The sequence below is a fragment of the Rahnella sp. CG8 genome (assembly GCF_023701875.1).
Classification (GTDB): Bacteria; Pseudomonadota; Gammaproteobacteria; order Enterobacterales; family Enterobacteriaceae; genus Rahnella; species Rahnella aceris.
The window spans coordinates 205,067-228,644 of sequence record NZ_JABAED010000001.1 but is presented as its reverse complement, the minus strand read 5'-3'; the positions used below and the strand labels follow the sequence as shown (position 1 = coordinate 228,644).

At 52.3% G+C, this 23,578-nt stretch carries 24 protein-coding genes and 1 pseudogene; 10 read left to right on the top strand and 15 right to left on the bottom strand.

Annotated elements, in window-relative coordinates:
• The first annotated feature begins 145 nt into the window (after window positions 1–145).
• Entirely contained in the window at window positions 146–697 is a 552-nt protein-coding gene (locus tag HGO41_RS01105) for a nucleotidyltransferase family protein (RefSeq protein ID WP_126125294.1), read from the top strand.
• A 132-nt stretch (window positions 698–829) separates the two neighbouring features.
• Window positions 830–1,171, top strand: a complete 342-nt coding sequence (locus tag HGO41_RS01100; protein ID WP_013574442.1) for a FlxA-like family protein — start codon at window positions 830–832, stop codon at window positions 1,169–1,171.
• A gap of 33 nt (window positions 1,172–1,204) precedes the next feature.
• On the opposite strand, the gene HGO41_RS01095 is transcribed toward HGO41_RS01100, so the two are convergent.
• A complete protein-coding gene (locus HGO41_RS01095) occupies window positions 1,205–2,131 on the bottom strand; it encodes a LysR family transcriptional regulator (protein WP_013574441.1) in 927 nt (308 codons plus the stop codon).
• 98 nt (window positions 2,132–2,229) lie between these two features.
• Between HGO41_RS01095 and HGO41_RS01090 the strand changes: the two genes are divergently transcribed.
• A complete protein-coding gene (locus HGO41_RS01090; RefSeq protein ID WP_013574440.1) occupies window positions 2,230–3,219 on the top strand; it encodes a bile acid:sodium symporter family protein in 990 nt (329 codons plus the stop codon).
• Between the two features lie 78 nt (window positions 3,220–3,297).
• Here HGO41_RS01090 and HGO41_RS01085 read toward each other — a convergent pair whose 3' ends face one another.
• The 3 genes from HGO41_RS01085 to zipA form a co-directional block, all read right to left on the bottom strand.
• Window positions 3,298–3,540, bottom strand: a complete 243-nt coding sequence (locus tag HGO41_RS01085; RefSeq protein WP_013574439.1) for a DUF3820 family protein — start codon at window positions 3,538–3,540, stop codon at window positions 3,298–3,300.
• A 3-nt stretch (window positions 3,541–3,543) separates the two neighbouring features.
• The gene (gene ligA / locus HGO41_RS01080) at window positions 3,544–5,565 is read right to left on the bottom strand and encodes an NAD-dependent DNA ligase LigA (protein WP_015689494.1); all 2,022 of its coding nucleotides are present in this window, start codon (window positions 5,563–5,565) and stop codon (window positions 3,544–3,546) included.
• A 71-nt stretch (window positions 5,566–5,636) separates the two neighbouring features.
• Window positions 5,637–6,635 carry a cell division protein ZipA gene (zipA, locus tag HGO41_RS01075; protein WP_013574437.1) on the bottom strand — a complete coding sequence of 333 codons (999 nt, stop codon included), beginning with the start codon at window positions 6,633–6,635 and terminating at the stop codon, window positions 5,637–5,639.
• 223 nt (window positions 6,636–6,858) lie between these two features.
• On the opposite strand from zipA, the gene cysZ reads away from it, so the two are divergent.
• From cysZ to crr, 5 genes and pseudogenes are all read left to right on the top strand, one after another.
• Window positions 6,859–7,659 carry a sulfate transporter CysZ gene (gene cysZ / locus HGO41_RS01070; protein WP_015689492.1) on the top strand — a complete coding sequence of 267 codons (801 nt, stop codon included), beginning with the start codon at window positions 6,859–6,861 and terminating at the stop codon, window positions 7,657–7,659.
• A gap of 210 nt (window positions 7,660–7,869) precedes the next feature.
• Entirely contained in the window at window positions 7,870–8,835 is a 966-nt protein-coding gene (gene cysK / locus HGO41_RS01065; RefSeq protein ID WP_013574434.1) for a cysteine synthase A, read from the top strand.
• Window positions 8,836–9,238: 403 nt separating this feature from the next.
• Window positions 9,239–9,496 carry a phosphocarrier protein Hpr gene (ptsH, locus tag HGO41_RS01060; protein ID WP_013574433.1) on the top strand — a complete coding sequence of 86 codons (258 nt, stop codon included), beginning with the start codon at window positions 9,239–9,241 and terminating at the stop codon, window positions 9,494–9,496.
• A 50-nt stretch (window positions 9,497–9,546) separates the two neighbouring features.
• Window positions 9,547–11,344, top strand: a pseudogene (gene ptsI, locus HGO41_RS01055) (phosphoenolpyruvate-protein phosphotransferase PtsI).
• On the top strand, window positions 11,323–11,832 hold the full coding sequence (gene crr, locus HGO41_RS01050; RefSeq protein ID WP_013574431.1) for a PTS glucose transporter subunit IIA: 510 nt from the start codon (window positions 11,323–11,325) through the stop codon (window positions 11,830–11,832). The pseudogene ptsI and the gene crr overlap by 22 nt, the downstream one beginning before the upstream one ends.
• Before the next feature lie 55 nt (window positions 11,833–11,887).
• Here crr and HGO41_RS01045 read toward each other — a convergent pair whose 3' ends face one another.
• The 10 genes from HGO41_RS01045 to HGO41_RS01000 all read right to left on the bottom strand — a co-directional run bounded on the left by HGO41_RS01045 (window position 11,888) and on the right by HGO41_RS01000 (window position 21,255).
• Window positions 11,888–13,237 carry a HAMP domain-containing sensor histidine kinase gene (locus tag HGO41_RS01045; protein ID WP_013574430.1) on the bottom strand — a complete coding sequence of 450 codons (1,350 nt, stop codon included), beginning with the start codon at window positions 13,235–13,237 and terminating at the stop codon, window positions 11,888–11,890.
• Window positions 13,218–13,901: a response regulator transcription factor gene (locus tag HGO41_RS01040; protein WP_013574429.1), complete on the bottom strand. Its 684-nt coding sequence runs from the start codon at window positions 13,899–13,901 to the stop codon at window positions 13,218–13,220. The genes HGO41_RS01045 and HGO41_RS01040 overlap by 20 nt, the downstream gene beginning before the upstream one ends.
• 102 nt (window positions 13,902–14,003) lie before the next feature.
• On the bottom strand, window positions 14,004–14,888 hold the full coding sequence (gene cysM, locus HGO41_RS01035; protein ID WP_013574428.1) for a cysteine synthase CysM: 885 nt from the start codon (window positions 14,886–14,888) through the stop codon (window positions 14,004–14,006).
• A 115-nt stretch (window positions 14,889–15,003) separates the two neighbouring features.
• Window positions 15,004–16,098 (bottom strand): sulfate/thiosulfate ABC transporter ATP-binding protein CysA, encoded by a 1,095-nt coding sequence (gene cysA, locus HGO41_RS01030; RefSeq protein ID WP_013574427.1) that lies wholly within the window; start codon window positions 16,096–16,098, stop codon window positions 15,004–15,006.
• The gene (gene cysW / locus HGO41_RS01025) at window positions 16,088–16,963 is read right to left on the bottom strand and encodes a sulfate/thiosulfate ABC transporter permease CysW (RefSeq protein ID WP_013574426.1); all 876 of its coding nucleotides are present in this window, start codon (window positions 16,961–16,963) and stop codon (window positions 16,088–16,090) included. The genes cysA and cysW overlap by 11 nt, the downstream gene beginning before the upstream one ends.
• The gene (gene cysT, locus HGO41_RS01020) at window positions 16,963–17,793 is read right to left on the bottom strand and encodes a sulfate/thiosulfate ABC transporter permease CysT (RefSeq protein ID WP_013574425.1); all 831 of its coding nucleotides are present in this window, start codon (window positions 17,791–17,793) and stop codon (window positions 16,963–16,965) included. The genes cysW and cysT overlap by 1 nt, the downstream gene beginning before the upstream one ends.
• Window positions 17,793–18,815, bottom strand: coding sequence for a thiosulfate ABC transporter substrate-binding protein CysP (cysP, locus tag HGO41_RS01015; RefSeq protein WP_112151264.1), 1,023 nt, complete (start codon window positions 18,813–18,815; stop codon window positions 17,793–17,795). Before cysP ends, cysT begins: the two co-directional genes overlap by 1 nt.
• 212 nt (window positions 18,816–19,027) lie before the next feature.
• Window positions 19,028–19,927: a Dyp-type peroxidase gene (locus HGO41_RS01010; protein WP_250980690.1), complete on the bottom strand. Its 900-nt coding sequence runs from the start codon at window positions 19,925–19,927 to the stop codon at window positions 19,028–19,030.
• A gap of 104 nt (window positions 19,928–20,031) precedes the next feature.
• A complete protein-coding gene (locus tag HGO41_RS01005; protein WP_183065307.1) occupies window positions 20,032–20,661 on the bottom strand; it encodes an RpoE-regulated lipoprotein in 630 nt (209 codons plus the stop codon).
• A 150-nt stretch (window positions 20,662–20,811) separates the two neighbouring features.
• Window positions 20,812–21,255 carry a DUF2919 domain-containing protein gene (locus tag HGO41_RS01000; RefSeq protein ID WP_013574421.1) on the bottom strand — a complete coding sequence of 148 codons (444 nt, stop codon included), beginning with the start codon at window positions 21,253–21,255 and terminating at the stop codon, window positions 20,812–20,814.
• Window positions 21,256–21,472: 217 nt separating this feature from the next.
• Here HGO41_RS01000 and HGO41_RS00995 point away from each other — a divergent pair, with 217 nt between their 5' ends.
• Window positions 21,473–21,871 (top strand): YgiW/YdeI family stress tolerance OB fold protein, encoded by a 399-nt coding sequence (locus HGO41_RS00995; RefSeq protein WP_041673194.1) that lies wholly within the window; start codon window positions 21,473–21,475, stop codon window positions 21,869–21,871.
• A 63-nt stretch (window positions 21,872–21,934) separates the two neighbouring features.
• Here HGO41_RS00995 and HGO41_RS00990 read toward each other — a convergent pair whose 3' ends face one another.
• A complete protein-coding gene (locus tag HGO41_RS00990; RefSeq protein ID WP_013574419.1) occupies window positions 21,935–22,360 on the bottom strand; it encodes a GNAT family acetyltransferase in 426 nt (141 codons plus the stop codon).
• A 276-nt stretch (window positions 22,361–22,636) separates the two neighbouring features.
• Here HGO41_RS00990 and amiA point away from each other — a divergent pair, with 276 nt between their 5' ends.
• Window positions 22,637–23,521, top strand: a complete 885-nt coding sequence (gene amiA, locus HGO41_RS00985; protein WP_037036359.1) for an N-acetylmuramoyl-L-alanine amidase AmiA — start codon at window positions 22,637–22,639, stop codon at window positions 23,519–23,521.
• The last annotated feature ends 57 nt before the right edge of the window (window positions 23,522–23,578 follow it).

Genomic DNA, 23,578 nt, shown 5'->3' with positions numbered 1-23,578 from the left:
TTCAGGGGAGGCTTGCTACATTTTAGCGCGCCGCCGTAAGCCGCATATCCGAAATGGTGCGTTGGATAAGCGTCACAAAAGGGCGCTACACTTTGGCTTCTCAGAACGCTGACGTCGGATAAAAGGAGAACATCACGTGGCAACAATGGAACAGCAAATCATCACCTGGCTCAGAGAGGAACCGCTTCATTTGCTGGCACTGACGCAGGCACGCACGCAAAATCTTAACGATGCCTGGCTGGCGGCGGGCTTTGTCCGCAATCTGGTCTGGGACCGGCTACACGGATATGTGCAGGCCACAGCACTCAATGATATCGACGTGGTGTATTTCAATCCGCTGGATTGCTCGCCGGAAGCTGACGAGCGCTATGAACATCGCCTGAAAGCGCAATCGCCCGACCTTCCCTGGTCTGTGAAAAATCAGGCCCGCATGCATGAGCGCCACGGCCATGCGCCCTATTCCTCCAGCGCCGAGGCGATGAGCTACTGGGTGGAAATGGAAACCGCTATCGGCGCAAGAATGAATGCTGACGGGCAAATTGAGCTGAATGCGCCGCTGGGACTGGATGCTTTGTTTGCTTTCAGTATTACGCCAAACCCGCGGCATGCGATCCCCGCAGTTTTTGCCGAGCGGATCAGCAGCAAAGGCTGGCTGACCCGGTGGCCGAAGCTCAGAGTGAAAGCGTTAACCGAATGAAAGCCATAAATACCGTAAGGAATATGCAAAGCCTGTAAAGCCTGTAAAGCCTGTAAAGCCTCGCTGATTTTTGCCGATATAGCTTAAGCACCTTTACGTGCAAAATTTTATTCTTACTCAATGAGGCTTTTTATGACGACTATCAGCGCGACCAGCAGTTCGGTAAGCTCTGCGTCCACCAGCGACTCAGGCAGTGCCAGCCAGATTGCAAAGCTGACTAAGCAGATTACCAAACTGACTGAGCAGCTCAAAAACGTGGGCAATTCAGGCGGCGATACTGACGAAGTTAAGCAACAGCAAGAACTCCTGCAGCAGCAAATCGAAATGCTGCAACAGCAGATCGCGCAGATTCAACAGCAGCAGGCTCAGAAAGCACTTCAGCAACAGCAGCAACAACAAGCTGACGCTGAAATGAAGAAAGACGAAGGCGTGAATAAGCCTTCAGAAACCAACGCAGTCGATATCTACGTATAACCCCGGTCAAAGCCTGAAACAGCCGGCAAGGTATCAGTGGTTGTACATTCCCTGCTGGCTGCGTTTTTCCCGCAATAAATTCGCCTGCTCTTTCACCACCTGCCAGATGGCCTGTGCAGCGGGTGATAACGACCGGTTTTTACGTCTGACCAGCATCAGCACCCGGTTGATTTCCGGCACCAGGCTTCTGACCACCAGACGGCTCCCTTCCGGCATGGGCAACGCCAGCGCCGGGATAACACTGATACCAATTCCGGCTTCCACCATCGGGAATAACGTGGCTGGATGGCCGATTTCCTGAGCAATCTCCGCTTTCACTTTCTGCGCTTTCAGTGCGCCGTCGATCAGGATCCGGCTTCCTGATGCGTAATCCTGCAGCACCAGTTTTTGGCCGTTCAGTGCCTGCCATTCAACCTCCGGCAGCGCCGCCAGCGGATGATCCTCACGGCACATCAGCAAAAACGGCTCATGCAGAATCGGCTCGCAGTCCAGATCAGTGTTTTCACCCGGATCAATCACAATGCCGAAATCCACTTCCGCATTTCTGACGCTGTTAAGCACCAGTTGCTGCGCCTGATCGCGCAACAAAATACGAATGTCCGGATACTGCCGCTCGCCGCTGGAGATACATTGCGGCATCAGTTGCGCCGAAATCGTCTGGCTAGAGGCAATACGCACCCGACCATTATGCTGCGTGCCGAAGCTGCGGGTGTCGAGCAGCATGGCGTGGAGTTCGTCGAGCAACGGCTCGACACGATTCGCCAGACGCAGACCGGCATCAGTGAGCACGACTTCGCGCGTTGTGCGGTCCAGCAACCGCACGCCCATTTCGGCTTCCAGCTCTTTCATACTATGGCTGACCGCCGACTGGCTTAAACCAATGGACTCACCAGCCCGGCTGAAGCTGCCGTAGCGTGAAACGGTCACAAATACGCGAAGTTGCCTGAGCGAATAATTCATGAATTTTCTGCATTAATGGATTAAATAAATCAATTTTTTAATTGTATCGCAAAGACTCAGAATAGCCGCATTCAGAAACAACAAATCCGAGACTTGTTATGCGCTTCTTACCCGATCGCTTTACCCTGACACTCATCGCTACGGTTTTGCTGGCGACGTTCTTCCCGGCCAGCGGCATATTTGTGGCTTTCTTCAATAATCTGACCATTTTCGCCATCGGCCTGCTGTTTTTCATGCATGGCGCAAAACTCTCGCGCGAAGCTATTTTTCAGGGCAGCAATAACTGGCGTCTGCATTTGTGGGTGATGTTCAGTACCTTCATTTTATTCCCGATCCTCGGGCTGCTTTTCCAGTGGTGGCATCCGGTAGACGTCAGTCCGCAAATTTACAGCGGCTTTGTCTATCTGTGTATTTTGCCTGCGACGGTGCAGTCGGCGATTGCATTTACCTCACTGGCAGGCGGGAACGTAGCGGCAGCGGTGTGCAGCGCCTCCGCATCAAGTCTGCTGGGGATTTTTGTTTCGCCGTTGCTGGTCAGCCTGCTGATGCATGTGCAGGGGGAAACGGGGAATGGTTTAGAACAGGTCTGGCATATTGTTTTGCAACTGCTGGTGCCGTTTGTCGCCGGGCATTTACTCCGTCCGCTGATTGGCGGCTTTGTCGAACGTCACCGTAAAATGATCGGCAAAACCGACCAGACATCGATTTTGCTGGTGGTGTATTCCGCTTTCAGCGAAGCCGTGACGCAGGGGATCTGGCATCAGGTCGGCATCGGTTCACTGCTGTTTATCGTGGTGTTCAGTCTGGTGCTGCTGGCCTTTATCCTGGTGATCAATACCTATATGGCGCGCTGGATGGGCTTTAGCAAACCCGATGAAATTACCATCGTGTTCTGCGGCTCGAAGAAAAGCCTGGCGAACGGTATTCCGATGGCGAACATTCTGTTCCCGGTCAGCGCGATTGGCATGATGGTGCTGCCGCTGATGATTTTTCATCAGGTACAGTTGATGACCTGCGCGGTGCTGGCAAAACGTTATCAGAAAAAACAACAGGAAGCGGCGCTGAAACACGCGCCTGTTACTGAATAAGCTGGCTAAATAGCAGGCAGAAAAAAGGCGCTGAATTCAGCGCCTTTGTTTTATGAGTTGACCCGTTCTCAACCGCGTTTACTCGTCGGTGCCATCGAGTCCCGGACCATTGCGGCGCAGCGGATTGATCAGGTTTTGCAGCCCTTCGCTTTTAATCGTCAGCGTCAGCTGCATCAGTTCACCCAGTTTTCCTTGCGGAAATTCATCTTTGCGGGCGAACCACAGCAAATATTCTTCCGGCAAGTCGATCAGCACCCGTCCGGCGTATTTTCCGAACGGCATCACTCTATTGGCTATCTGGATCAGATCTTCTTTTTCCATGATTTATTCACCCAGCAGACGGATCATTTCCGCCTCGTCGATCACCTCAATGCCCAGTTCCTGTGCTTTCGCCAGCTTGGAACCCGCCGCTTCACCGGCAATCACCAGATCGGTTTTCTTCGACACGCTGCCGGAGACTTTCGCGCCCAGCGCAGTCAGACGGTCTTTGGCGTCATCGCGGGAAAGAATCGACAGCGAACCGGTCAGCACCACAGTTTTGCCGGCAAACGGACTGTCGATTTCTTCCGGTACAATGACCTGCACTTCCGGCCAGTGAATATTGATTTCAGGGCTTAACAACTCGTCGATGACCTGCTGGTTATGTTCTTCCGACAGGAAATTCACCACGTGTTTCGCCACGACATCACCCACATCCTGAACGCCTTTCAGCGATTCAATATCTGCCGCTTTAAGCGCCTCAACCGAGCCGTAATGCGCGGCAAGGTTAGCCGCCGTGGCTTCGCCCACTTCACGAATGCCCAGCGCATACAGGAATCTCGCCAGCGTGGTTTCTTTGGCTTTTTCCAGCGCACTGACCACGTTCTGCGCCGATTTCGGTCCCATGCGGTCCAGACCGGTAAGTTTGCCCGCCGTCAGACGGAACAGATCTGCCGGCGTTTTGACATATTCTTTCTCGACCAACTGATCGATGATTTTGTCGCCCATGCCGTCAACGTCCAGCGCCCGGCGGGAGACGAAATGCTTCAGCGCTTCTTTACGCTGTGCACCACAAATCAGACCCGCCGTACAACGCGCCACGGCTTCGCCTTCGACACGTTCAACATCAGAATGACAGACCGGGCAATGCGTCGGGAAAACCACTTCGCGGGCATCTTCAGGACGCTCATCCAGCACCACGCCCACCACCTGCGGGATAACATCTCCGGCACGACGGACAATCACGGTATCGCCGATACGCAGCCCAAGACGTTCGATTTCATCTGCGTTATGCAGCGTGGCATTGCTGACCATCACGCCCGCGACCAGAACCGGCTCCAGACGTGCGACCGGCGTGATCGCACCAGTACGCCCGACCTGGAACTCGACGTCTTTCACCAGCGTGATTTGTTCCTGCGCCGGGAATTTGAAGGCTGTTGCCCAGCGCGGCGCACGTGCCACAAAGCCCAGCGTTTCCTGAATATCCAGCGAGTCAATTTTCACTACCACGCCGTCAATATCAAAGCCCAGTGACGGACGGTCGGCTTCAACCTGACGGTAAAACGCCAGCACTTCTTCGCTGCCGGTACACAGGCGGACGCGATCACTGACCGGTAAACCCCAGGCTTTAAACTGTTGCAGGCGGGCGAAGTGGCTGCGCGGCAGTTCACCCCCTTCCAGCAGGCCAACGCCGTAGCAGAAGAAGGTCAGCGGACGTTTGGCGGTGATACGCGGATCGAGCTGACGTAACGAACCGGCGGCGGCATTACGCGGGTTAGCGAACACTTTCCCTCCCGTACGACGCGCTTCGTCGTTCATCGCTTCAAAGCCCGCTTGTGGCATAAACACCTCACCACGCACTTCAAGTCGCTCAGGAATGTTGTCGCCATGCAGACGCAGAGGAATCGCGCGGATGGTGCGTACGTTAGCGGTGATGTTCTCACCGGTCGTGCCATCGCCACGCGTGGCAGCCTGCACCAGTTCGCCATTTTCATACAACAGGCTCACCGCCAGACCATCAAGTTTCAGCTCGCAGCAGAACGTCAGTGCTTCAGCGGTTTTCAGGCGATCCTGCACGCGTTTATAAAATGCCAGATAGCTTTCTTCATCAAATACGTTGTCCAGCGATAACATCGGTACCCGATGCCTGACCTGTTCAAATGCAGAAAGCGGTGCCGCCCCCACGCGCTGCGTCGGGGAATCCGCGGTGACCAGCTCAGGATGCGCGGTTTCCAGCTCGCGCAATTCGCGCATTAAGCGGTCATACTCGGCATCTGGCACTTCCGGTGCATCCAGAACGTGATACTGATATTCGTGATGGCGCAACTGAGTGCGTAATTGACTGATTTGTTCTTCGATAGTGGCCATGACTCACCGTGGAGATAAAAAACCCCCGGCAAGCGGGGGTCAGGGAAGTGGGTGTTTCACGAACGCCGGACTCAGGCGATCGCCTCGAGGACCTCGCGGATCCGCGCTTTGTACGTTTCGAGCTTCTGCGGCGTAATCATACGACGCTCATCGTCAAGCACCATCGCACCGACATCATCGGCAATACGCTGGGCGGACTGCAGCAACAGTTTGAAGTTCTGATGCGCATCACCGTAGCAAGGTACCATCATAAACAACGTAACGCCTGGGGTGGAGAAGTCAGACATATTGTCAGGGTCGAAGGAACCCGGTTTGACCATATTTGCCAGACTGAACAACACCGGACCGCTGCCCGCAGGGCTGACGTGACGATGGAAAATATTCATGGCACCAAACTGGAAACCGGCCTGAAGCACGCTGTTGAGCAACACTTCACCACCGATGACACCGCCCTGATGCGCGGCAACGTGCAATACCAGAACCGTCTCTTTCAGTTTCGCTTTCTCAGCCGGTGCTTCTTCTGCAGGAGCAAAAGGTGCAGCCTGAGGTTCTGCTTTCGCAGCAGGCGCGGCATCAGCATGAATTTCCTGCGGCGGAACCGGTGTGTGCGGTTTAGCTTCAGGCGTGTATTCCTGATGCGCAAAATCTGCGGCAGGTTCGCGACGCGGTGCAGTGACGGGTTCAGCAGCTGAATAACCACTCAGCAAGGGATCATCCTGCACAGCATGTTGCTGCGGCTGAGCCGGTTGCTGAGGACGAGCAACAGATGCTGGCGCTGGCTGCGCAGGGGAAACCTGCGGCTGACGTGGCGGTGCAGTCTGTTCGGGCTCGTCATACTGACCTAAAGTCGGTTCATCCTGAGGATAAGCAGGACGCACGCGCACTTCCCCCACTCCATCGACAAAATCTTCGGACGGAGATTGTTCCCGTTCTTTTTTCACACGTTTAGCTGGACGATCGCGGAAAAGCGAAGAGCGTTCTTTACGGCTGGTCCACAAACCGTGTAACAACAACGCTATTATGGCGATCGCGCCAACAACGATTAATATCAGACGCAAATCCTGCATCATTGCTATCTCTGTTGTTCTAATACATTGCCACCACGGCAAACATTCACATGATTAACTCTATTTGCCCACGTAGATAAGTGCAAGTCTCGACTCTACTTTCTGCTAATAAATAGGGCAGTTGCACCTTTTTTTGCTGTTTTTTCAGCCAATCCACCGCTAGCCAGTGGAAAATCATACCGATATGATAGCCCATGTCATTCAACTCAGAGAGAAAATTTCGTTTATGACCTCCTCGCACAGCACCAGACAACAAAATGGTGTGCATTATTTCAAACAAGGCTGGGCGCTCATTTCCTTGCCGGGGATACGACGTTTTGTGATTTTACCCCTTGCCGTCAACGTGCTGTTGATGGGCGGCGCATTCTGGTGGCTGTTCACCAAACTGGGTGAATGGATCCCGGCGATGATGAGCAAGGTGCCGTCGTGGCTCAGCTGGCTGGATTATCTGATCTGGCCGGTCGCGGTGCTTTCTGTCGTGCTGGTGTTCAGCTATCTCTTCAGCACCCTCGCCAACTGGATAGCCGCCCCCTTCAGCGGATTGCTCGCCGAACAACTCGAAGCGCGCCTGACAGGGAAAACGCTGCCTGATACCGGCATCTGGGACATCATGAAAGATTTACCGCGTATCATGAAACGTGAATGGCAGAAACTGGCGTATTACCTGCCGCGCGCCCTGCTGCTGTTCGCGCTGTACTTTATTCCGGTGATCGGCCAGACCGTGGCCCCGGTGCTGTGGTTCTTCTTCAGCGCGTGGATGGTCGTCATTCAATATTGCGATTATCCGTTCGATAACCACAAAGTCAGCTTTGCCGATATGCGCCGTTCGCTCGGCAGCAACAAAATCGACAACATGCAGTTTGGTTCGCTGGTCAGCCTGTTTACGATGATCCCGTTGCTGAATCTGGTGATCCTGCCGGTTGCCGTGTGCGGCGCGACGGCCATGTGGTGTGATCGTTATCGCAATATTTACGTTAAAAGCGATGTTTATAACAATAGTATCGACGTGAATTCCAGCCGCAAATAACGTTTTTTATTCACAGCCGCCTGCGGGCGGCTGCCTGCTATGCTTGACTTTTCTCCCTCAAACTTATTTCTTAATAACGTATCGATATAGCAAATACCAAAACCTTACTTCACTGGGAAAGCGGTTCGCGTATGCTTTCCTGATTCCCACTAATTTCATAGTGTTGAAAGCTTCACACCGTGAATATTTCATACAGTTAAAGGACGGGTTATGAGCAAGATCTATGAAGACAATTCATTAACAATTGGCCACACGCCACTGGTTCGCCTGAACCGTATCGGTAATGGTCGAATTCTGGCTAAGGTCGAGTCACGTAACCCGAGCTTCAGCGTAAAATGCCGTATCGGTGCCAACATGATCTGGGATGCTGAAAAGAAAGGCATTCTGACCAAAGATATCGAACTGGTTGAACCTACCAGCGGTAACACGGGTATCGCACTGGCCTATGTGGCTGCTGCGCGCGGTTACAAGCTGACACTGACTATGCCGGAAACCATGAGCGTTGAACGCCGTAAGCTGCTCAAAGCGCTCGGCGCCAATCTGGTGTTAACCGAAGGCGCCAAAGGTATGAAAGGGGCGATTGCCAAAGCCGAAGAAATTCAGGCCAGTGATCCGCAGCGCTATCTTATTCTTCAGCAGTTCAGCAACCCGGCCAACCCGGCTATCCACGAGCAAACCACCGGTCCGGAAATCTGGGAAGATACCGATGGCGCAGTGGATGTGCTGATTGCAGGCGTGGGTACCGGCGGGACTATCACCGGAACGGGCCGTTATCTGAAAAGTAAAAAAAGCAGCGTGAAACTGGTGGCCGTTGAGCCAACAGACTCCCCGGTTATCACCCAGACGCTCAACGGTGAAGAAGTGAAGCCGGGCCCGCATAAAATCCAGGGTATCGGCGCAGGCTTTATTCCGGGTAACCTGGATCTGGCATTGCTGGATCGTGTCACGCTAATCACCAACGACGAATCCATTCAGATGGCACGCCGTCTGATGGAAGAAGAAGGCATTCTGGCCGGGATTTCTTCCGGTGCGGCGGTTGAAGCTGCGGTGAAATTATCCAAAGAACCGGAGTTTGCAGATAAAACGATTGTGGTTATTCTGCCTTCTTCCGGTGAACGCTATCTGAGTACCGCATTGTTTGCAGATTTATTCACTGAAAAAGAATTGCAACAATAATGCCACATCCTTAAAAGCGGCCAAAAAAGCACCTCGAGGGGTGCTTTTTTGTGGCCTGTGTCAAACTTTACACCACTTCGTCATTGATTTTACCCGCCAGGTTTAGTATTTAACCGGACAATTATTTCGATGCTCGAAATTAATCGCTTCCACGAGTCTTCCCCGCTGAATCGATTTACTGATTTGTTACACGAGGGGAAAAGACGGCATAATGGAGGAATAACAGAAAAAGCCTGGATCCAGGGCAAAGAGTTTTATCGCTGAGTGCGTTATTTTCTCTTTTCTGTTGCATCTGAACCTGCCCCTGAACCATAGTCAGGCGCGAATCTCTACAGGCTAAAGTGAAGGCCATAAGCTAAACTTTAGCTCCACAACATTACTTTAATAAGTTGGGGAAACAACAATGTTCCAGCAAGAAGTTACTATTACCGCTCCTAATGGTCTGCACACTCGCCCTGCTGCACAGTTCGTGAAAGAAGCTAAAGGTTTCGCTTCTGACATCACCGTGACTTCAAACGGTAAAAGCGCCAGTGCTAAAAGCCTTTTCAAACTGCAAACTCTGGGCCTGACCCAAGGTACCGTTGTGACCCTCTCAGCTGAAGGTGAAGACGAGCAGAAAGCCGTTGAACACTTGGTAAAACTGATGGCAGAGCTCGAGTAATACACAGCCGCTCTTATAAAGTTTAAACCAGTCAAGAGAAAGGTAGGGTTATGATTTCAGGCATTTTAGTATCTCCCGGTATCGCTTTCGGCAAAGCACTTCTGTTGAAAGAAGATGAAATTGTCATCAACCGGAAAAAAATCTCTCCAGATCACGTTGATCAGGAAGTTGAACGTTTCCTGACGGGCCGTGCGAAAGCGTCTGCTCAACTGGAAGTGATCAAGACCAAAGCCGGTGAGACCTTCGGTGAAGAGAAAGAAGCCATCTTCGAAGGCCACATCATGTTGTTGGAAGACGAAGAGCTTGAACAGGAAATCATAGCCCTCATCAAAGACGAGCACGCTTCTGCTGACGCTGCAGCTTTCTCTGTCATTGAAGGCCAGGCGAAAGCCCTGGAAGAGCTTGATGACGAATACCTGAAAGAACGTGCGGCTGACGTGCGTGACATCGGTAAACGCCTGCTGCGCAACATTCTGAACATGACCATCGTTGATCTGAGCTCCATCCAGGACGAAGTTATCCTGGTTGCGACCGATCTGACGCCATCAGAAACAGCGCAGCTGAACCTGAACAAGGTTCTGGGCTTTATCACTGATTTGGGTGGTCGTACTTCTCACACCTCAATCATGGCCCGCTCCCTGGAACTGCCTGCTATCGTGGGTACCAGCGATGTGACCAAACAAGTTAAAAATGATGACTATCTGATCCTCGATGCTGTTAACAATAAAATCTATGTCAACCCGACAGCAGACGTTATTGACGAGCTGAAAGCCGTTCAGAACCAGTACATCACTGAAAAAGACGAACTGACTAAACTGAAAGACTTACCGGCTATCACGCTTGATGGTCATCAGGTTGAAGTTTGTGCCAACATCGGTACCGTGCGCGACGTCGCCGGTGCAGAGCGCAATGGCGCTGAAGGTGTCGGCCTGTATCGTACAGAATTCCTGTTCATGGATCGTGACAGTCTGCCTACCGAAGAAGAGCAATTCCAGGCGTATAAAGCCGTTGCTGAAGCGATGGGGTCACAGGCGGTTATCGTACGCACCATGGACATCGGCGGTGACAAAGACCTGCCGTACATGAACCTGCCGAAAGAAGAAAACCCGTTCCTGGGCTGGCGCGCAATCCGTATCTGTCTGGATCGCAAAGAAATTCTTCACGATCAGCTGAAAGGTATTCTGCGTGCTTCTGCGTTCGGTAAACTGCGCATCATGTTCCCGATGATCATTTCTGTTGAAGAAGTGCGTGAACTGAAAGCAGAACTCGAAATGCTGAAAGTGCAGCTTCGTGAAAAAGGCCAGGCATTCGATGAGACTATCGAAGTCGGCGTGATGGTGGAAACACCCGCAGCGGCTGTGATTGCGCATCACCTGGCGAAAGAAGTCGATTTCTTCAGTATTGGTACAAACGATCTTACCCAGTATACTTTGGCGGTGGATCGCGGTAACGAGCTGATTTCTCATCTGTACAACCCAATGTCTCCGTCTGTACTTGGTTTAATTAAACAAGTTATTGACGCATCTCATGCTGCCGGTAAATGGACAGGGATGTGCGGCGAGCTAGCCGGTGACGAACGTGCTACACTTCTTCTATTGGGCATGGGGTTAGATGAGTTCAGCATGAGCGCTATCTCTATCCCACGCATCAAGAAAATTATTCGCAATACAAACTTCGAAGATGTGAAAGCGCTGGCAGACCAGGCCCTGGCCCAACCTACGGCGCAAGAGTTGATGAACCTGGTTAACAAGTTCATTGAAGAAAAAACACTCTGCTAATTGCGCGATGCTGGTAAAGCTGCCCAAATTAATGCTTAGGAGAAGATCATGGGTTTGTTCGATAAACTGAAATCATTGGTTTCTGATGATAAAAAAGACGTTGGCACTATTGAAATCGTAGCGCCAATCTCTGGTGAAATTGTCAACATTGAAGATGTGCCAGACGTTGTTTTCGCTGAGAAAATCGTTGGTGACGGTATTGCTATCAAACCATCTGGCAACAAAATGGTTGCTCCGGTTGACGGCACTATCGGTAAAATCTTCGAAACTAACCATGCTTTCTCAATCGAATCCGACAGTGGCATTGAGTTGTTCGTGCACTTCGGTATCGACACCGTTGAACTGAAAGGCGAAGGCTTCAAACGCATCGCTGAAGAAGGTCAACGTGTTAAGAAAGGCGATTTGGTTATCGAGTTTGATCTGGCTCTGCTGGAAGAGAAAGCGAAGTCTACTTTGACTCCGGTTGTCATCTCTAACATGGACGAGATCAAAGAGCTGATTAAACTGACTGGTAGCGTGACTGTGGGCGAAACCCCAATCATCCGCATCAGGAAGTAATTTGCTCAGCGAGAAGTAAAAAAACGGCGCCTAATCAGCGCCGTTTTTTATTGCCTCACATTTGCCAGTGCGGGACTTGAAGGCTGATGATCAGGCCATGAGGCTGCGCGTTACGGGCATCTACTTTCCCCTCATGCGCCAACATCACTTTGCGGGTGATCGCAAGCCCCAGGCCGTAGCCTTTGCCTGACAGCGGCGATTTCACGCGCACGAACGGGTCAAAGATACTCGACAGCTTATCTTCTTCCACGCCCGGCCCCTGATCGGCCACTTCAATTTGCAAATACTGTTCAACCTGAGCCAGTGAAACACTGATAGTTTGGCCGCGGGCCGAAAAACGCAGGGCATTACGCACCACATTATCCACCGCACGACGCATCAGCTCAGCATTACCCTTCACGGTGTAATCCATATTATCCGGAGACCCGGGGTACATCGCGATTTCGACCCCCGGCAACTGCGCTTCATAGCGGGCATCATTAACGACCGCCTCCACCAATCCGTAGAGATCGAAATACTCTTCATCAGGGATTTCACTGCTTTCAGTACGTGACAACGCCAGCAGTTCGCCAATCATTTTATCCAGCCTGCCCGCTTCGTGTTCTATGCGACTCAGGGAACTTTCGACATTCGACGGATTCTGCCGCGCCAGACCGATTGCCAGTTGCAAACGTGCCAGCGGAGAACGCAGTTCATGCGAGACATCATGCAACAGCTCTTCGCGCGCTTTGACCAGCACCTGCAGGCGTTCAGCCATAGAGTCAAAATCACGCGCCACTTCAGACAGCTCATCGTGCCGCTTACCCATACTGGTAAACAGGCGGACTGATAAATCCCCCTGCGCCACCCGTCCGAAGGCTTTACGCATTTGCAACATTGGCCGCGTCAGGTTCCATGCCAGTACGGCGCTGAACAGTAAACCGCCCAGTCCACCCAGCCATAACAGTGGCGGCGGCATATTCAGCCAGTCCCTGTGACGTCTCGGGCGATATTCATGCATCAGCCCGTCAACATCATATTTCAGCCGGTAACCCTGCCCGTCCGGTCCCTGCACAAACTGCACGACTTCATGCGGAATTTTACCGGGTTCCAGATCCTTAATCGTATTGCCTTTAGCAGGCAGCAACGACGGCGACACTGAGAAGAATTGTCGGTCATCTTGCGGCCAGTCGGCCATCATGGCGTTAAGAGCAGGCAGACCGCCGTAATGCAGCGTGGAAACAGCCGAGGTAATTTGCAGTTTCACAAACCGGCGGGCAATTCCGCTTTCCGGCGGTTCATGTGGATTGTAGAAAGCAAAAACCACCCAGAGGCCCTGAGTGATCGCCACGAAAGTAAACCAGAATCCCAGCAGTATTTTCCAGAACAGTCTGCCGCGCAGTCGTTTAGCGGATTCGATAGCCAATGCTGCGCACCGTTTCAATAGTCAGAATATCGCCACCTTCCAGTGACCCCAGTTTCTGACGGATGTTACTGATATGCACATCAATACTGCGGTCATAAGCTTCGCGCGGACGCCCGAGACCTTTTTCCGACAACTCATCTTTCGATACCACGCGTTCAGGAGAACGTAACAGTAACTCCAGAAGGTTGAACTCAGAAGCCGTCAGATCGAATGGCACGCCGCGCCATTCACTGCTGCGGGTCGCCGGATTGAGCGTCAGATCGCCATAGTTGACCGAGGAGTTATCAGAGTGTGATTCCTGCTGCTCTTCCACACGACGCAGCACAGCACGCAGACGCGCCACCAGTTCGCGCGGATAGCACGGCTTTGGCATGTAATCATCTGCGCCCATTTCCAGACCGATGACACGATCAATGTTGTCACCCTTCGCGGTCAGCATGATGATCGGCAGACGGCTGTTTTTACGCACCTGGCGCAATACATCAATACCGCTCATGTCCGGCAGCATAATGTCGAGGATCATTGCGGTATATTCGCCAGACATCGCACCTTCCACACCCGCTTTACCGGTCAGCACCAGAGAAGCATCAAAGCCTTCTGCGATCAGGTATTCGCTGAGCATGGTGCCTAATTCAAGATCGTCATCGACTAATAAAATTTTCATTCTTCATTTCCGCCTGGCTAAAATTTTGGTCATTTTTACCACTAAGCCAGCCATTAGCAGCCGCTTTTACTCTAATTTTACATTCAACAGATGAATATAGGATCAAACATTAAACACACCTGTGGATAAATAACGGTCACCACGATCACAAATAATCGCCACAATCACGCTACCCGGATGATTTCTGGCGACGCGTAAAGCGCCCGCTACCGCCCCCCCGGAACTCACGCCACAGAAGATACCTTCCCTACGCGCCAGCGCCCGCATGGTGTCTTCTGCTTCGCCCTGCCCCATATCCATCACTTCATCGACCAGTTCAGGATTGAAAATGCCCGGCAGATATTCTTCCGGCCAGCGGCGGATACCTGGAATGCTGCTGCCTTCTGACGGTTGCAGCCCGACAATTTTCACGCCAGCATGCTGGCTGCGCAGATAACGGCTGACACCGGTTATCGTGCCGGTAGTGCCCATGCTGGAGACAAAATGGGTGATGCGCCCGTGTGTCTGTTGCCAGATTTCAGGGCCTGTCGTCGTAAAATGTGCGAGCGGATTGTCAGGATTGTTAAACTGATCCAGCACTTTCCCCAGTCCCTGTTTTTCCATTTCCAGAGCGAGATCACGTGCGCCTTCCATTCCCTGCGCGCGGCTGACCAGCAACAGTTCAGCACCATACGCCCGCATTGATGCCTGACGCTCAAGGCTCATATTTTCGGGCATCAGCAATTTAAGCCTGTAGCCTTTCAGCGCCGCAATCATCGCCAGCGCAATGCCGGTATTGCCGCTTGTGGCTTCAATCAGCGTATCCCCCGGATGAATTTCGCCCCGTTTTTCCGCCTGCTCAATCATAAACAGCGCGGCGCGATCTTTAACCGAACCGGCGGGGTTATTGCCTTCCAGCTTGACCCAAATCTCGCTGTCCAGCCCCTGCGTCAGACGCTGTAATCTCACCAGAGGGGTATTGCCGATGTAATGTTCGAGCGTACTCACGGGCTTGCCTTATATTAAAAAGGTATATTGACTGATAAAAAACACATAAACAGGTATCAGGCGATAAAAAGGGCGGCCCGATGACCGCCCTGAGAAAAATGCTGATTAAAAAATATCAGGCACTCTTCGCTAACGCAACGGGTTGTAACGGCTGGTCGCCAGCATACAGGCGGCCATTCAGTCCGCCGACATAGAAACGATCGCCGCGCTGCGGTGCGCTATTACCGTGGATTTCGGAAAGCACAACCGAAAGCGGTTCGTCGTGCCAGCCCTCGGCCTGCACGATAAGCTGCCAGAAATGGCCACGCGGGCTGACTTCCAGCACCTTCACCGGCAACGGACAGCGTGCTGTACTGTGCGGCGTAATTTCCATTTCCCAGGGACGCAGGAATAAATCGACCACACCCTGATGCAGTGGCGGGTTATCCAGCGGCCAGTGATATGCACCGACGTACAACTGAGATCCCCGGATTTCGCCATGAATTTTATTAACTTCACCCATGAATTCCAGCACGAAACGGGTTGCCGGTTCACGCCAGATTTCCTGCGGGGCGCCGACCTGTTCGATATTACCCTGGCTCATGACCACCACGCGGTCAGCGACTTCCATCGCTTCTTCCTGATCGTGAGTCACGAACACGCTGGTGAATTTCAGTTCTTCATGCAACTGACGCAGCCAGCGGCGCAGCTCTTTACGCACCTGTGCGTCCAGCGCGCCAAAAGGTTCATCCAGCAGCAGAATTTGCGGTTCAACCGCCAGCGCACGGGCCAGCGCCACACGCTGTTTCTGACCGCCGGAAAGCTGTGCCGGATAACGGTTTGCCAGATGGCCAAGTTGCACCATCTCCAGCAATTTAGTGACTTTCTGTTTGATGGCTTCAGCATTCGGACGCTCACGGCGCGGCAGCACCGTCAGGCCAAACGCGATGTTGTCGAACACCGTCATATGGCGGAACAGCGCATAATGCTGGAAAACGAAACCGACCTGACGATCACGGGCATGCAGGCGCGTCACGTCTTTACCGTGAAAACTCAGGTGTCCGGCGCTTTGATTTTCCAGTCCGGCGATAATACGCAGCAACGTGGTTTTACCTGAGCCGGAAGGCCCGAGCAACGCCACCATCTCTCCGGAAGCAATATCGAGCGAGATATCATTGAGCACCTTAGTGCGGCCAAAATATTTGTTGATACCGTTAATTTCAATGCTCATGACTTTCCTCCCGCTCAAGACGGTCGTTGTGGCGCTTCAGACGCCATTGCAGGCCGCTTTTCAGAAACAGTGTGACAATTGCCATCAGGGTTAACAGCGCAGCGGCAGTAAACGCGCCTGCGGTGTTGTAGTCCTGATGCAGTAATTCGACTTGTAATGGCAGCGTGTAGGTTTCGCCACGGATAGAACCGGACACCACCGATACCGCCCCGAATTCCCCAATCGCGCGGGCGTTGGTCAGCACCACGCCATACAGTAATGCCCAGCGGATATTCGGCAGGGTCACGCGGCGGAACATCTGCCAGCCGGACGCACCCAGTAACACCGCGGCTTCATCTTCATGACTGCCCTGACTCAACATCACCGGCACCAGCTCACGGATGACAAACGGACAGGTGACGAATACTGTCACCATCACCATGCCCGGCCAGGCGAACATAAACTGAATATTGTGCGCATCCAGCCAGCCGCCAATCGGGCCGTTGGTGCCGTAAAACAGCAAATACAGTAAACCGGCAACCACTGGTGAAACCGCAAACGGGATGTCGATCAGCGTCAGTAATAACTGACGTCCCGGGAAATTAAAGCGCGCGACCAGCCAGGCCAGCAACGTGCCGAAAATCAGGTTCACCGGCACGGTGATCAGCGCCATCAGGACGGTCAGCCAGATAGAATGCAACATGTCGGAGTCCGACAGGTTCTTCCACACCGCTGCAATGCCGTCGGAAAACGCCAGCACAAAAATGCTGATCATCGGGATCACCAGCAGCAGAATACAAATCAGCACCCCCGTGCCGATCAACGACCATTTCACCCAGTCAATACGCTGACGTCTTTCGCCCGCAAAAGCCGGAATATCAGACATTACTGGCCTCCCAGACGACGGCCATAACGGCTCTGTAAAGTGTTAATCGCAAACAGCAACAGCAGCGATGCGGCGAGGATCACCGAAGCAATAGCGCTGGCTGCCGGGTAATCAAACTCCTGTAAGCGGATAAAAATCATCAGCGAGGTCACTTCGGTTTTCCAGGCAATGTTACCGGCGATGAAAATCACTGCGCCGAATTCGCCCAGGCTGCGGGTGAAGGACAACGCCGTACCCGCCAGCAAGGAAGGCATCACTTCCGGCAACACCACGCGACGAAAACTCTGCCAGCGCGAAGCGCCCAGCGTTTCAGCCGCTTCTTCATATTCCGGGCCTAATTCTTCCAGCACCGGCTGCACGGTACGCACCACAAACGGGATGCTGGTAAATGCCATCGCCACCGCAATACCGAGCCAGGTGTACGCCACTTTGATATCAAAATGCGCCAGCCACTGACCGTAAAAACCGGTGGTAGAAAACAATCCTGCCAGCGTTAAACCGGCGACTGCCGTCGGCAGGGCAAACGGCAAATCCATCAGACCATCGATCAGACTTTTACCCGGGAATTCATAACGGGTCAGGATCCACGCCATCAGCATGCCGAAGAAACAGTTAAAAATACTCGCCACGCCCGCCGCCAGCAGCGTTACTTTATAGGCCGCCACCACCTGACCGTTGGTGATCACATCCCAATATTGTGCCAGTGTCATTTGTGACAACTGCATCACCAGTGCACTCAGCGGCAGCAACAGCACCAGGCACACGAACAACAAACTGCTGCCGAGGCTCAGGGTGAATCCGGGTAATACGCGTTTGCTCGACAACAACATTACTTGTGACCTTGCTCTAACAGTTTATCCAGCTCACCGCCGGTACTGAAATGGGTTTCCATCACTTGTGGCCAGCCACCGAACTGCTCTTCAACTTTGAACAGTTGGGTCTCCGGGAACTGCTCTTTCGCCGCCGCCATCGCCGTTTTGTCATACACGCGGTAGTTAAAACTGGTGATGATTTTCTGCGCCTGCGGGCTCCACAAATAATTCAGATAATCTTTTGCGGCTTTCTCTGTGCCATTTTTCTCAACGTTTTTGTCCACCCAGGCGACCGGGAACTCCGCCAGAATATCCACCTTCGGAACAATCACTTCATATTTATCATCACCGTACTGCTTACGGATGTTGTTCACTTCCGATTCAAAGCTGATCAACACATCGCCCAGTCCACGTTCGACAAATGTGGTGGTTGCGCCACGACCGCCGGTATCAAATACCTGCACGTTTTTCAGGAAACTCGCCATCTTTTCGCGGGTCTGCGTCTGGTTTTTATTGTCTTCCAGATTGAATGCGCCCCAGGCACCGAGATAGGTATAACGACCATTACCGGAGGTTTTTGGATTCGGGAACACCAGACTCACGCCCGGACGTGCTAAATCGTCCCAGCTGTGAATGTTTTTTGGATTGCCCTTACGTACCAGGAAGGCCATGGTGGAATAGAATGGCGAACTGTTATTAGGCAGACGGCTTTGCCAGTTGGCCGGGATCAGGTTGCCGCGGTCATGCAAAATCTGCACATCGGTCACCTGATTATACGTCACCACATCTGCTTTCAGGCCCTGCAAAATCGCCAGCGCTTGCTTGGAGGAACCGGCATGCGACTGTTTAATATCGAGTTTATCGCCATTATTTTGATCAGCCCACTGTTTCTGGAATGGCGGATTCAGCGCGGCAAAAAGTTCACGGGACACATCATAAGAGCTGTTGAGCAATTCGGTTGCCGAAGCCGCCCCGCTGGCCAGCAACAATGCCGCCACAGAACTTTTCAGCACATTGCCGGTAAATCCGAGTGTTTTCATGCTTAGCCTTAGGTGAGTGAACCGATATGCGACGCTGATATATGTCGCTCAATATCACACAGTGTATTTATAACTGAGGGTCAGGCTGTAACGGTTTTATATACCATTTGGTGATTTTCAAGCATGAAAAGCTATAAGGCATTAACAAGCGATGGGGGAATAACAAAAAGGGAAGAAGCAGGCGCGTCCGCGACGGAACGCGCCGGAAGAACTTAAAGCGCTAACAGTCGGGTCAGTGAAGGGGCGAAATAATAACTGCCGGTCACCGGACGGGTGAAGCGCAGCATGGCATCGCGTTTGCCATCAAGATCGCCAAACATGCTCAGCAGCTGTTTCTCAATGTTCCACAAACGGGCGCAATAGCTAATGAAATACAAACCGTGCTCACCGCTGGCCGTACCGTAAGGCAGGCTCTGGCGCAGAATTTTCAGGCCTTTGCCGTCTTCTTTCAGGTCAACACGACTGACGTGGGAAGTGTCCGGGCGAGTTTCTGAATCCAGCTCTTCGTCGGTTTCTTTTGTACGCCCGATAACATCTTCCTGCTGCTGCACGGAGAAGCGTTCCCATTGCACCAGATTATGTTTCCAGCGCTGAACCATCACGTAACTGCCGCCTGCATCAACACTGCGTTCAGGAATAATCGCCACCTGAGCGCGGGCTTCTGCTTTCGGGTTTTCAGTTCCGTCGATAAAACCGCTGAGGTCACGTTCTTCCAGCGCACGGAACCCGTGGGTTTCTTCTTCGACAGTGATTGAACTGCCGAAGGCTTTCAATGCCGCCTGTGCCAGCGCGAAGTTCACGTCATGACGCAGGGACTGAATGTGCAACAACATATCGCGCTGCGTCGCCGGTGCCAGACCTTTACCCAGCGGCTCGAAAGACTTCAGCTCAGCGGCACCCTGATTTCCGGATAAATCACGCCATACATCGTTGCCAAAGGCCACGACCGCACCAAGATGTTCAGTGGGAAATTTTTTCTGCATGTCTTCCAGTACGGCCAAAAATGCACGGCAGCCGTGCCGGAGCGCATCCAGGTCACCCTGAGCTTTCGCTTCAATGTAAATCGCGAAACGGCAATGTTCGGGTAAAATGCCGCTCTGAACCTGAGTCATTTTCTCATCCTCGTTAATTTGACCGGCGATATCATACCGGATGTCAATAAAAATGCCTTGCGCGAAGGCAAGGCATTGAGGGCTTTTTAAGCGGAGAAACCCGTTTATTGCGCGGCAGCGGCCTGCGCAGGATTAGCACGCCAGATAATTTTGCTGACCTTCCAGTCTTTCAGGGCATCATCCGAAGGCATCAGCGAATCCGGGCCATGCCAGATACCGCTGAACACATACGTCACGTGAGCACTTTGCGGCGCTTTACACTCGACGTTTTCAGCATCGTCCCCTTCGCCCTTCACGCACACATCGAAAGCCTTGCTGTAGAGATCGCTGAAGGGCGTACCGATTTTAACGCCCCATTCACTTTCAACTTTCGTATCAACAACATCGACGCGCTGGACGTTACCTTTCGGCTCACCGCTGATCGACATCTTCACGTCTTTACCGTCCATCGCCTGGAAGAAGCTCAGCATTTTGCCGTTGCTCATCGACATACCGCTGCGCAGGGTATAGTCGCCGTCCAGCGCATCTTTAATGGCCGTTTCTGTCAGCGGGGTGCTGGCCGTAATATCACCCACCCCTTTGTCGCTGACCGTCAGGCTGCTGCCAAACCAGTTAAGCGGATTCATGGCCGACCAGGACACGCCCGGCCATGACATAGATGACATCGACGAACAGCCGGTCAGGATCAGCGGCAGCACCAGTAACATCGGGCGAACCCGCAGGCGAACAGTCATTCGGTACACTCCTATACTCCCCGTTCCCGTTGGCCGGTGCGGCCTGACGGATAAACCGGCAGTGAAATTATTATTTATTTACGCATTATTGTTCAGCGCCAGTTCGAGTACTTTTCTGGTAAAAAAGTTCAGCCTCGAATGGAATATGCATCAGGCCAGACGCCGCGCGGCATCAAAACAAGCGCGCAGACGGCGGCTCAGTAACCAGTAAGCCAGCGCGGCGGCATCCAGCAAGGCCAGCACGATATCCACGCCGGAAATCGTATCTGTGCTTTGCCACAGCCCCAGCCCCTGCAATGCGAAAGTGATAAACATCCCTGCCAGGAGTAACCAGTAACCGGCCTGCCAGATACGCGGCCACAGATGGCGACGGCCGCTAAGCAGAAAAACCAGCGCGGGCGGCAACCCGAGCAGCATGCCAGACCAGAAACTTTGCTGATCAGGATAAAACAACGCCAGCAGATCACTCCCCTGCTGGCGCGATGCGCCGGCCATCACAAACAATAACCAGGTCCTCGCCTGCAAAATCAAAATAGTCCAGAACCACAGCGGCAATCGCAACATACCGTGGTCGTTATAATCATCCGGGTTCATAAAAAGGACAACATTCCTGCAAATAAGGTGAAAGTTAACCATCACTCAAGGACATACCCAAAATAATTCATAATCTGCAATGTAAAGTATGCCGGGTATGCGCTTAAGAAACTGTTAAGAACTGTCTGTTTTAATGGTCTCCAGCACGGCAAGACATGCGAAACGATGTCATAGTTGCCGGTACCCGGAAACGTTAAATTAAGGACGACCTATTATGATGAAGAAGATCACTCTGGCAACCCTGATTGCACTTTGTTCAGCGACTGCATTTGCCCAACAGACCGGTGGCTTTAACGGCCCGTCAGCGCAGGAGTCGCAGACCCAGCCAGCAGCACAGGGCGGTTTCACTGGCACCACGGCGCTGAGTACAGTAAAAGATGCGCAAACCATGAAAGATGATCAGTGGGTTATGCTGGAAGGGTTTATCGATCAGCGTATCGACCACGATAAATACATTTTCCGCGACAATACCGGCACACTCAATGTCGAAATTGACGGCAAACGCTGGCAGGGACAGAACGTGTCGCCGAAGGACAAAATCCGCATTGAAGGTAAAGTCGATAAAGACTGGAACTCTGTGGAAGTGGATGTCAAAAGCGTAAAATTGATTAAGTAAATCAGAAAACTAAAAGCCCCGGCAAAGTCATACTTGCCGGGGCTTTTTATTGAGGAAACAGCTTCAGTACTCTTGATCTTCGATCAAACGTTTGCCAAGCAAAAGAGTATCCGAAATTTCATAACCCAGTTTTTCATACATACTGACCACTGCATCGTTTTCAGCACGCACCATTAAATTCATCTTCGGGCAGCCGCGGGCGATTAACTTCTTCTCCAGACGGTTAACCAGCGCATTGGCAATGCCACGCCCGCGATAATCCGGATGCACACCCAGATAATTCGCCGAACCACGATGACCGTCATACCCCCCCATCAGCGTGCCTACCACTTCACCACCGACTTCCGCCACCAGGAAAAACTCCGGGCTGTGGTTAATTTTACGTTCAATATCCAGCTCAGGATCATTCCACGGGCGCAATAAATCGCAGCGCTCCCATAAGGTCAGTACTTCTTCAAAATCTTCTTGACGGTATACGCGAATTTCCATCACTGTTCGCCGCTGTTGATAGGGGTTTATATGATTATCGCGTGATCTGTTTGATACGCAACATCAAAATCACAAATTGAGGACTTTACAAACCATTTTGAACGATAAAATCTTCACATAAAACAACGTGACACCTTTCCTGCAACGGATATTTATTCGGTCATGACATCATTCACGACACAATATTCATAAAAAGTAATAGTTCTCAGATCGAAACTATAAAAAAGATACTCTATAACATAGAGCATTCTGCACTTTTCTGACGGTAACGGACTGATGTTAAACCCTCTGAACAAATTTCTGCATTTCCAGCCTTTGCCTGCCACCGCCACACGTCGCCAGCTATTGTTGTCCGGGCTGGGATTAGCGATTGCCGCATTCGGTTCGCGCTCTGCCAGCGCTGCGCAGCAGGAACACATCACCAAATCAGCCCCGGCCCCTAAACCGCCAGGCGCAAAAAAACTGGTGATGATTGACCCCGGCCATGGCGGCATCGATTCCGGTGCGGTCGGTCATGAAGGCTCGGAAGAAAAACACGTCGTGCTGGAAATCGCCAACTATGTGCGGGAATTCCTCGGCGAACAAAGTCATATTGAAGTTAAACTGACCCGTGACTCTGATCACTTTATTCCGCTTTATCAGCGCGTTGAACTGGCGCATCAGCATCAGGCCGATTTGTTTGTCTCGATTCATGCCGATGGTTACACCAGCCCCACCGCTTCCGGCGCGTCTGTTTTCGCCCTCTCTAATCGCGGTGCCAGCAGCACAATGGCGCGGTATATGTCAAAAAAAGAAAACGATGCCGATCTGGTCGCGGGCGCGAAATATGCCAAAGAAGACAACAATTATCTGCAACAGGTTTTGTTCGATCTGGTGCAAACCGACACCATCAAAAACAGTCTGACATTAGGGCATCACGTGCTCGACAGGATCCGCCCGATCCACCATCTGCACAGCCAGCAGACCGAACAGGCGGCGTTTGCTGTTCTGAAATCTCCGTCGATCCCGTCGATTCTGGTGGAAACTTCGTTTATCACCAATCACCAGGAAGAACAGTTGCTCAGCACCACAGCGTTCCGTCGCGAGATCGCACAGGCGATTTCTCAGGGTATTGTGAATTTCTTCAGTTACTTCGATGCCAATGAACGCAAGCCACGGTAAAGTTCTTCCGCCACCAAAAGCAGACGCATCTGGGCGACCCGGATGATTTTGGGTATA